This is a genomic window from Nocardioides sp. Soil805 (assembly GCF_001429625.1).
Taxonomy (GTDB): Bacteria; Actinomycetota; Actinomycetes; order Propionibacteriales; family Nocardioidaceae; genus Nocardioides.
The window spans coordinates 393,610-405,129 of record NZ_LMSU01000003.1 but is presented as its reverse complement, the minus strand read 5'-3'; the positions used below and the strand labels follow the sequence as shown (position 1 = coordinate 405,129).

Sequence of the window (11,520 nt, the reverse complement as noted above, 5' to 3'; positions counted from 1 at the left end):
GGCGTGGCGTGGCGTCAGCCGACGAGGATCGGGATCAGCATCTCGTCGGCGGTGAGCGAGCCGTGCAGCCCCACGAGGGACATCTCGTAGCCGAAGTCCCGGCTCGACACGATCGCCAGGTCGCCGCGGCACGCCACCAGCACGTCACCGATCCGCGACATCACGTGGGGGGCGGAGGCCCCGAACCAGCCGCGCTCCACGGCCTCGTCACGGGTGAGCACCGTGGCCCGGTCCCCCAGCACCTCGCGCCAGGTGGCGACGACCGAGGGCACCGCGCGCTGCGAGCAGTAGAGGTGCCGGAAGCGGGCCTCACCACCCATCAGGGCCACGCCGTCGCGGAGCTCGGTGCGCTCGTCGACGTCCACGCGGGCGCCGGGTGCGCTGTCGACCATCCCGTGGTCGGCGACGACGAGCAGCCGGGTGGAGGCGGGCAGCGCCTCGCGCAGCTGCTCGGCCTCGGCGTCGACCATCGCCAGCTGCTGCAGCCACTGGGTCGATGCGACCCCGAACTTGTGGCCGGTCCAGTCGAGGTCGGAGTCGTAGACGTAGGTGAGGGAGGGCGACGTGGCGGCCGCGGCCACCACGCCGGCGATCCGCTCGCCGACCCGGTCCGCCCCGACGTACGCCGCTCCACGGTGTGCGGCGACGGTGAGGCCGGATCCCTCGAACTCACGCTTGTTGACCACCGTCACCCGCACGCCGGCTCCGGCGAGCCGGGCGAACGCCGTCGGGTGCGGCTGCCACTCGAGAGGGTCGACGCGCTTGTCCCACCAGAGGTGGTTGAGCAGCCGGTCCGTCCCCGGCACGCGCGCGGTGAAGCCCACCAGCCCGTGCGTGCCGGGCGTCAGGCCGGTCCCCAGCGACGTGAGGCTGGTGGCGGTCGTCGAGGGGACTCCCGCCGTGCCGGCGGCATGGCCGCCGACGAGCGAGGAGAGGTACGGCGCGGCGTGGGCGTGGCGGCGCAGCAGCTCGGCGCCCAGCCCGTCGACGAGGAAGACCACCCACGAGCCCGCGTCGGGGAGCAGCAGCCCGGTCGGCGCCGGTCCGACGACGTCCGGACCGACCCCCAGCGCGCGCGCCACGGCGGGGACGACGTCACCCAGCGAGCGGTCGCCGTACGCCGGCTCGGTGAAGGCCTCCGCGGACGCCCCGACGGACGTCACGCGCCGCGGGTGCGCGAGGAGAGTGCCTCGGCGAACTCGAGCAGGCCGGTGACGGCGTCGGTGCCCTCGGCCACCGCGGAGACGCGCAGCGAGAAGTCGTCACCGGCGATGACACCCGTGTAGCCGTGGTCGGCGTCGCACTCGGGGTCGGAGCAGGAGGCGGGCTCGAGGTCGACCCGGCCGACACCGCCCCACCCGATCGTCAGCACCGCCTCCGCCGGCGGCGTGGGCCCCGACGTCGGGTTGCTGATCATCCGGGTCACCACGACTGACCGCACCGACACGAGGGCGATCGCCTCGGTCGAGGTCGACGTGTAGGGGTCGGGCAGCAGGTCGTCGCCGGGGTGCTCGTCGGTGTGGGCCAGGATCAGCCGCGACGGCGTCAGCACCACGACGGTGAGGTGGCGGCGCACCTCGTCGCGGTCGAAGGTCGGCTCGTGGTGCACGTAGAACGACAGCACGTCCTCGCCGGCGACGGCCGCGAAGACCCCGTCGGTCACGACCTCGGGGTAGTAGCCGGTGTGGTCGATGGCGACGCGGAGCGCTCCCGCGTCTCGCCTGGTGGTGCGCATGCGACGCATCCTGTCACGCGGGTCCCTCAGTCGGGCATGGTGTCGCCCGGCGGTGTGGACAGCCGGCGCACGAACCAGTCGGAGCGCGGGTCGAGCACCGGCTCGATCCGTGCCGAGCCGCCGAGCACCGAGGCTCCCGAGGCGCCGGCCAGCACGAGGGGCAGCTCGAGGGCGCGGACCTCGGGCAGGTCGTTCTGGACCTGGGCCACGCGGCGTACGAGCCGCTCGATCTCGACGACGTCGACGATCTCCGATCCGCGGTAGCCGAACAGGATCGGCGACGCCTTGATCTCGCGCACCATGTCCTGGGCGTCGTGCTCGGCGAGCGGCGGGATGCGGAACGACCGGTCCCCCAGCAGCTCGGTGAGCGGGCCACCGATGCCGAAGGACAGCACCGGGCCGAAGAGCGGGTCCTCCATCGAGGAGATCCCCACCGGGACTCCGGGGGGCGCGTTCTTCTGGACCACGAAGCCGGCCCGCTCCGGGGAGTCGATGACCCGGCTCAGGGTCTCCCAGGCGTCGCGCATCTCCGCGGCGTTGTCGATGTTGCGCCACACGTGCGCGAGGTCGGGGCGGTGCCGCAGGTGGTCGGCGGTCGCCTTGAGGACCACGTCGAAGCCGAGGTCCTCCCCGGCCGCGAGCGCCTCCTCCAGGGTGGCCACGGAGCGGGTGTCCCACAGGTCGATGCCGTAGCAGGCGAGCAGGTCGCGCAGCTCGCCGAAGGACAGGTCCTTGCCGTCGGGGTGGTGCATCAGCAGCTCGTTGACGAACCGGCGGGCGGCCGCGCGGTCGACCAGTGCCTCGTCGGAGTGGGCGCGGTCCGGGGTGCGCAGCCACACGGCGTACTCGACGACGCGTGCCAGCGCCCGCACCGCGGCCTCGACGGCGGGGTACGACGGGACGGAGCCGCGACCCGCGCTGGAGCCCGCGACGTCCGGGACACGCAGCAGCTCCGGCACGCCCTCGGCGCCGAGGAAGGTGGAGACGATCGGCTTGTCGGACTGCTCGCCCACGGCGGCGAGCACGTTGGCCACGTCCTCGCCCGAGATGTTGAGGGGCGGGATGTAGATCGCGGCCACGGCGTCGACCTCGGGGTCGTCGATGGCGGCGTCGAGGGCGTCCTCGAAGTCCTCGGCGCCGGCGTCGGCCCCGAGCGCGACCTGCTTGTTGACCACGAGGCCCACGCTGGTGGCCGCGTCGGCGGCGAGCAGGCCGAGCGCGTCGGAGTTGCCGACGACGGCCACCCGGCGACCGCGGGGCAGCGGCTGGTGCGCGAGCAGCTGGGCGACGTCGAACATCTCCTCCAGGGTGTCGACCTGGATGACGCCGGCCTGGCGGAACATCGCGTCGACGGCCTGGGAGGGAGCCGCGATCTTGCGCACGGCGTGGCCCATCGGGACGCCCTGGGTGCTGCGTCCGGAGCGGACGGCGATGATCGGCTTGCGACGGCTCACCCGGCGGGCGATGCGGGAGAACTTCCGCGGGTTGCCGATCGACTCGAGGTAGAGCAGGACGACCTCGGTCGCGTCGTCCTCCTCCCAGTACTGCAGGAGGTCGTTGCCCGAGACGTCGGCGCGGTTGCCGGCGCTGACGAAGGTCGACAGGCCCAGGCCCCGGTTGTTGACCTTCTCCAGGATGGCCGAGCCGAGGGCGCCGGACTGGCAGAAGAAGCCGGCGCGACCCCGTGGCGGCATGAGCGTCGACAGCGAGGCGTTGAGCGAGACGTCGGGGTCGGTGTTGATGATGCCCAGCGCGTTGGGGCCGATGAGCCGCAGGCCGTAGGAGCGGGACAGCCCGACCAGGCGGCGCTGGCGGTGGCGGCCCTCCTCGCCGGTCTCGGCGAAGCCCGACGAGATGACGACCAGACCGTGCACGCCCTTGGCGGCGCAGTCCAGGACGACGTCCTGCACCGCCTCGGCCGGCACGGCCACGATCGCCACGTCGACCTGGCCGGGGATCTCCCCGACCGTCTTGTACGCCGGCATCCCGGCCACCGAGTCGGCGCTCGGGTTGACGACGTGGACGCGCCCGGTGAAGTCCCCGAGGACGAGGTTGCGCACCAGCGCGCGACCGATGGTGTCCTGGCGCCGGCTGGCCCCGATGACCGCCACCGACCTGGGCCGGAAGAAGCTCTCGATGGAGGCGGACTCGGCGCGGTGCTCGCGCTGCTCCATCACCCCGAGCGCCGTGTCGGTGGGGTCGATGCGGAACTCGAGCTCCATGACGCCCTCGTCGTAGGCGCTCTTGACCTGGTAGCCGGCGTCCTTGAACGTGTGGATCATCGCCTGGTTGTCGGGCAGGACCTCGGCGACGAAGCGGTCGATGCCGCGCTCGCGGCCGGCCTGGGCGAGGTGCTCGAGCAGGAGCTGGCCGATCCCGCGGCCCTGGTGCCGGTCCTCGACGAGGAAGGCCACCTCGGCCTTGCCCGCCTCGATCGTGTCGTAGCGCCCGACCGCGATCATCTCGCCGGCGACGGTGAGGATGAAGGCGACCCGGGTGACGTAGTCGACCTCGGTGAAGCGCTTGACGTCCCGATCGGACAGCTGGGGCATCGGGGAGAAGAAGCGGTAGTACTTCGACTCGTCGGAGACCCGGGCGTAGAACTCCACCAGCAGCTCGGCGTCGCCCGGCTGGATCGGGCGGATGTGCGCTGTCCGCCCGTCACGCAGCAGGACGTCGGCCTCCCAGTGACGCGGCGGAGGGGTGGCCTGCTGGGCCTGCGTCTCGGTCACACCTGAAATCTACCGGTCCCGCCAGCCCGAGACCTCCACGCGGCGCGCCCCGCGTGGCCCGGGGACGCCGTACGGGGACAATGGCGTCATGGCACGGCGTACCACGACACCACCCCCGCCCGACGACTTCGAGGAGCACATCCTCGACACCAACATCGGTGACGAGATGCAGTCCTCCTTCCTGGAGTACGCCTACTCGGTCATCTACTCCCGCGCGCTCCCGGACGCCCGCGACGGCCTCAAGCCCGTCCAGCGGCGCATCCTCTACACGATGGACGAGATGGGTGTGCGCCCCGACCGCGGCCACGTCAAGAGCGCTCGCGTCGTCGGCGAGGTGATGGGCAAGCTGCACCCGCACGGCGACGGCGCGATCTACGACGCCCTGGTCCGGATGGCCCAGCCGTGGTCGATGCGGCTGCCGATGATCGACGGGCACGGCAACTTCGGCTCGCCCGACGACTCCCCCGCCGCGATGCGCTACACCGAGTGCCGGATGGCGCCCGCGGCCGCCGCGATGACCGCCTCCATCGACGAGGACACCGTCGACTTCAAGCCCAACTACGACTCCCGCGAGACCGAGCCGGTCGTCCTGCCGTCGGCGATCCCCAACCTCATCGTCAACGGCACCACCGGCATCGCGGTCGGGATGGCCACCAACATCGCCCCCCACAACCTCGTCGAGGTCGTGCAGGCGCTGCGCCACATGATCACCTCCCCGAAGGCGTCGCTGGACGACCTGATGCGCTTCATCCCGGGCCCCGACCTGCCCACCGGCGGCAAGATCGTCGGCCTCGACGGGATCCGCGACGCCTACGAGACGGGTCGCGGCGTGTTCAAGATGCGCGCCACCGCCCGGGTCGAGGCCGTGACGCCCCGCAAGAAGGGCATCGTCGTCACCGAGCTGCCCTACGGCGTCGGCACCGAGCGGGTCATCGAGCGGATCAAGGCGCTCGTGCTGTCCAAGAAGCTGCAGGGCATCTCCGACATCAAGGACCTCACCGACCGCAGCCACGGACTGCGACTGGTCATCGAGGTCAAGAACGGCTTCGTCCCCGAGGCCCTGCTCGAGCAGCTCTACAAGCTGACCCCGATGGAGGACTCCTTCGGCATCAACACCGTCGCGCTCGTCGACGGCCAGCCGCGCACGCTGGGGCTCAAGGAGCTGCTGGAGGTCTTCCTCGGCCACCGCTTCGACGTCGTACGCCGCCGCTCGGCGTTCCGCCGCACTAAGGCCGCCGACCGCCTCCACCTCGTCGACGGCCTCCTGCTGGCGATCCTCGACATCGACGAGGTCATCCAGGTGATCCGGTCCTCCGACAACGCCGCGGCGGCCAAGGAGCGCCTCATCGACATCTTCGAGCTCTCGGAGATCCAGGCCGACTACATCCTCGACATGCCGCTGCGCCGGCTCACGAAGTTCAGCAAGCTCGAGCTCGACAAGGAGCGCGACGAGCTGCTGCGCACCATCGAGCAGCTCGACGCGATCCTGGCCGACGAGAAGATGCTCCGCAAGGTCGTCTCCGACGAGCTGGCCGAGGTCGCCAAGACCTACGGCACCCCGCGCCGTACCGTCCTGCTCGGTGCGGCTCCGGCCATCGCCGCGGCAGCGTCCGTGGAGCTCGCAGACGACCCCTGCTTCGTACTGCTGTCCTCCACCGGACTGTTGGCTCGCACCAAGGACGTCGAGATGCCGGGCGGTGGTGGGGCAAGGACGAATCACGACGTCACCGTTTCGGTGGTACGCACGACCAAGCGCGGCGAGATCGGCGTACTCACCAACCGCGGTCGGCTGGTCAGGCTTTCCGTTGTGGACCTCAGCAACGCGGAGCTGCCGTCCACCAGCAACGACCCCAACCTGAAGGGGACGCTCGCTCTGAGCGAGCTGGTCGTGCTCGACAAGGGTGAGCGGGCGCTCGCCCTCACCTCGCTGGCCGCCGAGGGCCCGGGCCTGGCGCTCGGCACGCGGGACGGGACGGTCAAGCGGGTCAACCCCGAGGTGCTCAACCGCGACGAGTGGGACGTCATCTCGCTCAAGGACGGCGACGAGGTCGTCGGTGCGGTCGAGCTCGCGACCGGCGCGGAGACGCTCTGCTTCATCACCACCGACGCCCAGCTGCTGCACTTCACCGCCGACGCGGTGCGACCCCAGGGCCGCTCCGGCGGCGGCATCGCCGGCGTCCGGCTCACCTCCGGCGAGCGGGTCACGTTCTTCGGGGCGCTCGACCCGACCGAGGCAGTCGTGGTGACGGCCAGCGGCGCATCGACCGCCCTGCCCGGGACCGAGGCCGGCGCCGTCAAGGTGACCCCGTTCTCGGAGTACCCCGCCAAGGGGCGCGCCACCGGCGGTGTCCGCTGCCACCGGTTCCTCAAGGGCGAGGACACCCTGCTGACCGCCTGGGCCGGTGCCGCCCCCGCCCGGGCGGCCGCCGCCAGCGGGGCCCCGGTGGACCTCCCGGAGGCCACCGGGCGCCGCGACGGCTCCGGCATCCCGGCCGCCCAGCCCATCGCCGCCGTGGCCGGTCCGGTCGCGGCCGCGGTCGCCGGCGCCGTCCCGGGCGAGGAGCCCGGGGCGTCCACCGAGGGTGTGGAAGGCTGAAGCCATGACCTCACCCTCGGCCAGCAGCCGACGTCGTACGCCGCTCCGACCCCTCGCCGGGGCACTCGCGGGCGCGCTCGCGGGCGTCGTCCTGCTGGCCGGCTGCTCCGGCGGGGACGAGAGCCAGGCGGCCGACGAGCAGACGCCCGAGGAGGTGCTCGCCGCGGCGGCCGACACCCTCGCCGGCACCAGCGGGGTCGACCTCACCCTGTCGACCGAGGACCTCCCGCAGGGCGTCTCGGGCATCACCCGCGCCGAGGGCGTCGCGACCAGCGCGCCCGCCTTCGAGGGCACCATCACGGTCATCTACGCCGGGCAGAGCGTCGACGTGCCGGTGGTCGCGGTCGACAAGGTGGTCTACGCGCAGCTCCCCTTCACGACCGGCTACCAGGACATCGACCCCGGCGACTACGGCGCCCCCGACCCGGCCGCCCTGGTCAGCGAGGAGACGGGCTTCGGCTCGCTGCTCGCCGTCACCGAGGGCGTCGAGGAGGGCGAGACCGTGCGGGGCGGCACGGACAACACCGAGGTGCTCACCACCTACACCGGGACCGTGCCGGGCGCGGCGATGAAGAAGGTCATCCCGAGCTCCTCGGGCGACAGCTTCGAGGCGGAGTACCTCGTCAGCGAGGACGGCGAGCTGCGCCAGGCGGTGCTCACCGGCGTCTTCTACAAGGACAGCGCCGAGATGACCTACACCGTCGACCTCGCCGACTACGGCACGACCCGCGACATCGTCGCGCCATGAGCCGGGCGGCCGGACCGGACGCGTCCGGGACCGGCTCCGCGCACCTCCTGCTCAGCCTGGCGGCCGTGGCGGTGGCGTTCGCCGCCGCCGACACCTACGTGGTCGTGCTCGCGCTCCCCGACATGATGACCTCGGTGGGCGTGCCCATCGACCAGCTCCAGCGGGCCGCGCCGATCATCTCCGGCTTCCTGCTGGGCTACGTCGCGATGCTCCCGCTCATCGGGCGGATGGCCGACCTGCAGGGACGGGTCCCGGTATTGGTCTTCTCCCTCGTGCTCTTCGCCTTCGGCTCGCTCGTGACCGCGCTGGCCTACGACATGCCCTCGATGGTCGTCGGGCGCTTCCTCCAGGGGGTCGGCGGCGGAGGCCTCGTGCCCGCCACGCTCGCCCTGGTCGCCGACCTCTACCCTCCGCAGCGACGCGGCGTGCCCCTCGGCGTCGTCTCGGCCGTGCAGGAGGTCGGCTCCGTGGTCGGGCCCCTCTTCGGTGCCGTGGTGCTCGCGTTCACCGACTGGCGGGCGATCTTCGCGATCAACCTCGCGGTCGGTCTGGTCCTGGCGGTGGCCATCCGCCGCGTCGCGCCCGCCCGTGACGCGACGCGACGGCGGGTGGACGTGGTCGGCCTGGCCCTGCTCACACTGACCCTGCTGGCCGGTGCCCTCGTGATGCTGCGCCCGCCCCCGCTGCTGCGCGACCTCACGTGGGGCCAGGCGTTCATCCCCTTCACGGCCGACGGTCGCTGGCTGACCCCGGTCGGCGTGGTGGCGATGGGGGCGGGCCTCGCCCTGCTCGTGTGGTGCACGCTCGCGCGTGCCCCGCTCTTCGACGTACGCCGCTGGGTCGCGGCCCTGCGCGAGGCCGACCTCACCGGCGCCCTGCTCCTGGCGCTGGCGCTGGCCGGCGTCATCCTCGCCTTCGCCACGGCCGACCCCAAGGTCCAGGTGTTCTCCGACCAGGGGCTGTGGTTCCTGCTCGGCTCGGCGGTCTCCGCGGCGCTCCTGGTGGTCCACCTCCGGCGCGCCGAGGCTCCCCTGGTCCCCCGCGGTGCCCTGCGGCGCACGCCCGCGTGGGGTGCCCTGCTGGTGAGCTTCTTCATCGGCGCCGCCCTCATCGCCGCGCTCATCGACATCCCGCTGTTCGCCCGCACGACCGTCTACCCCGACTCCCAGCTGCTGGCGGCCCTGGTGCTGGTGCGCTTCCTGGTCGCCCTTCCGGTGGGGGCGGTGGTGGGCGGCTACCTCATCCGCCGGGTCTCCCCCGGCGTGGTGACGGCGGCGGGCATGGCGCTGGCCGCGGCCGGGTTCGTGCTGATGACCCGCTGGGACCTCACCTCGCTGTCGGGCTGGTCGGCCAACGTCGCCCTCGTGGTCGGGGGGCTCGGCTTCGGCCTCGCGCTCGCCCCGGTCAACGCCGCCCTGCTCGCCCACACCGACGACGAGGTCCACGGCGTCGCGAGCGCCTTCGTCGTCGTCGCCCGGATGGTGGGGATGCTGGTCGGCATCTCCGCGCTGACGGTCATCGGCCTGCGTCGCTACTACGCCGAGCAGGCCGACGTACCCCCCGTCCGTGAGGTCTGCGGCGGGTCGAGCCGCTGCCCGGAGTTCAGCCGGCTGCTCAAGCTGGCCGGCATCGCCCAGGAGCACGCGGTCTTCTGGGGGGCCGCGGGCTGCGCGGTCGTGGCGGGGATCCTGGCGCTGGTCCTGTTCGCGGGGGCGCGCACCGACCGGGCCAGTGACCGCGACGCGTTGACGGCGCACTGACCCGGCCCGGGGGGGGTCAGCCGGTGTGGTGCACCTCCTGCAGCCCGTGGACCGGGGTGTCGATGCCCTCGTAGCGCGCCTTGAGCTGCAGGGCCAGGTAGAGGGAGTAGTGCCGCGACTGGTGCAGGTTGCCGCCGTGCATCCACAGGTTGTCGACCTGGGTCGGCTTCCACATGTTGCGCTGCTCGCCCTCCCACGGCCCCGGGTCCTTGGTCGTCTCCGACCCCAGTCCCCAGACCTTGCCGAGGCGGTCCGCGGTCTCCTGGTCGATGAGGTCGGTCACCCAGCCGTTCATGGAGCCGTAGCCGGTCGCCATCACGACGACGTCGGCGGGCAGCTCGGTGCCGTCGGCGAGCACCACCGCGTCCGCGGTCAGGTGGTCGACCTGGCCGTGGACGAGCCTGACGTCGCCGTTGGCCACCAGCTCGGCGGCGCCGACGTCGATGTAGTAGCCCGAGCCGCGACGCAGGTACTTCATGAACAGCCCCGAGCCGTCGTCACCCCAGTCGTGCTCGAAGCCCGCGGCCTCGAGCCGCTCGTAGAAGTCCTTGTCCTTCTCCGCCATCGCCTCGTAGGCGGGGATCTGGAAGCGGTGCATGATCCGGTAGGGCAGCGACGCGAAGATCAGGTCGGCCTTCTCGGTCGTCACCCCTGCCTTCACGGCACGCTCCGAGTACAGGTCGCCCAGGCCGTACTCCATCAGGCTGTCGCTCTTGACGATGTGGGTCGAGCTGCGCTGCACCATCGTGACGTCGACGTCGTTCTCCCACAGCGCGCCGCAGATGTCGAAGGCGGAGTTGTTGCTGCCGATCACCACGACCCTCTTGCCGGCGTAGGCGTCCGGGCCGGGGTGGGCCGACGAGTGGTGCAGGTCCCCGGCGAAGACGTCCGTGCCGGGGACGTCGGGGATGTTGGGCTTGCCGGACATCCCGGTCGCGAAGACGAGCTGGGTCGGGCGCAGGGTCAGCGGCCGGCCCTCCCGCTCGACCTCGACGATCCACTCCCCCGTCTCCTCGGACCACGACGCACCCGTCGCGATCGTGCTCGACCAGTACGGCACCTCCATGATCGTGGTGTACGACTCGAGCCAGTCGCCGATCTTGTCCTTGGGGGCGAAGACCGGCCAGTTGTCCGGGAACTTCAGGTAGGGCAGGTGGTCGTACCAGACCGGGTCGTGCAGGCACAGGGACTTGTAGCGGTTGCGCCACTGGTCGCCCGGTCGGGGGTGCTTGTCGATGACCAGGCTCGGTACGCCGAGCTGGCGCAGCCGGGCGCCGAGGGCGATGCCGCCCTGCCCGCCGCCGATCACCAGGACGTAGGGCTGGGTGGTGCTGCCGAGGCTCTCCGCCTCCTCCTGCCTGCGCTCCAGCCACGTCTGGCGCTTCTTGTCCGCACCGTGCTCCGCCCCGCGCGGCCGGTGCTCGTTGCGCGGCTCCTCGTGCCCCTTGAGCTCGTAGAGCGTGGTGAGGAAGGTGAACGCGCGGCGCTCCCCGTCCTCCTCGACCAGGCGCAGCAGCCCCCTTCCGCGACCCACGGCCGTCTCGAAGAGGAACCACGCCGTCACCACGCCGTCCGCCTCGTCGGCGGGCTCGTCCAGCGCGAAGCCCGACGGGTCCGTCGTCGCCAGCGTCGCGTCCAGGAGGTCGGTGACCCCGTCGCGTCCCTCCACGGTGGTGAGGTTCCAGCTGAAGGACACCAGGTCCCTCCAGTAGGACTCGGTGGCGAACAGCCGGGCGGCAGCCGGCACGTCCCGGGCGGCCATCGCCGCCTCCAGGGCGTCCAGCCAGGCGGTGGCCACGGCGCTCGGGTCGGGCGTCTCGGTGGTCTCGGGTGCGTCGAGGGTCTGGGTCACGGTGTCTCCTTCCGACGTGACCCACGACACACCCGGTCGTAGGATCGGCGGCAGGGTTGCAGGGGGTTGCAACCGCACGTGGCACCGGTCAGGAGGG

7 protein-coding genes are annotated in these 11,520 nt (G+C 72.2%); 3 read left to right on the top strand and 4 right to left on the bottom strand.

The features are described 5' to 3' along the window. Positions 1 to 14 precede the first annotated feature (14 nt). Genes ASG94_RS16815 through ASG94_RS16805 form a run of 3 tightly spaced genes read right to left on the bottom strand, consistent with a single transcriptional unit; the run spans position 15 to position 4,467 of the window. Entirely contained in the window at positions 15 to 1,163 is a 1,149-nt protein-coding gene (locus ASG94_RS16815; protein ID WP_056927615.1) for an alkaline phosphatase family protein, read from the bottom strand. After that, complete coding sequence (locus ASG94_RS16810) at positions 1,160 to 1,735, bottom strand: DUF5998 family protein (protein WP_056927614.1); 576 nt, start codon at positions 1,733 to 1,735, stop codon at positions 1,160 to 1,162. The genes ASG94_RS16815 and ASG94_RS16810 overlap by 4 nt, the downstream gene beginning before the upstream one ends. A gap of 26 nt (positions 1,736 to 1,761) precedes the next feature. Continuing rightward, on the bottom strand, positions 1,762 to 4,467 hold the full coding sequence (locus ASG94_RS16805; RefSeq protein WP_056927613.1) for a bifunctional acetate--CoA ligase family protein/GNAT family N-acetyltransferase: 2,706 nt from the start codon (positions 4,465 to 4,467) through the stop codon (positions 1,762 to 1,764). Between the two features lie 88 nt (positions 4,468 to 4,555). Here ASG94_RS16805 and ASG94_RS16800 point away from each other — a divergent pair, with 88 nt between their 5' ends. The 3 genes from ASG94_RS16800 to ASG94_RS16790 are packed head-to-tail and all read left to right on the top strand — an operon-like array spanning position 4,556 to position 9,571. Continuing rightward, a complete protein-coding gene (locus ASG94_RS16800) occupies positions 4,556 to 7,063 on the top strand; it encodes a DNA gyrase/topoisomerase IV subunit A (protein ID WP_056927612.1) in 2,508 nt (835 codons plus the stop codon). 4 nt (positions 7,064 to 7,067) lie between these two features. Beyond that, positions 7,068 to 7,811, top strand: a complete 744-nt coding sequence (locus tag ASG94_RS16795; RefSeq protein ID WP_056927611.1) for an LppX_LprAFG lipoprotein — start codon at positions 7,068 to 7,070, stop codon at positions 7,809 to 7,811. Beyond that, the gene (locus ASG94_RS16790) at positions 7,808 to 9,571 is read left to right on the top strand and encodes an MFS transporter (protein WP_056927610.1); all 1,764 of its coding nucleotides are present in this window, start codon (positions 7,808 to 7,810) and stop codon (positions 9,569 to 9,571) included. The genes ASG94_RS16795 and ASG94_RS16790 overlap by 4 nt, the downstream gene beginning before the upstream one ends. Positions 9,572 to 9,587: 16 nt before the next feature. Here ASG94_RS16790 and ASG94_RS16785 read toward each other — a convergent pair whose 3' ends face one another. Next, entirely contained in the window at positions 9,588 to 11,423 is a 1,836-nt protein-coding gene (locus tag ASG94_RS16785; protein WP_056927609.1) for an NAD(P)/FAD-dependent oxidoreductase, read from the bottom strand. Positions 11,424 to 11,520 lie beyond the last annotated feature (97 nt).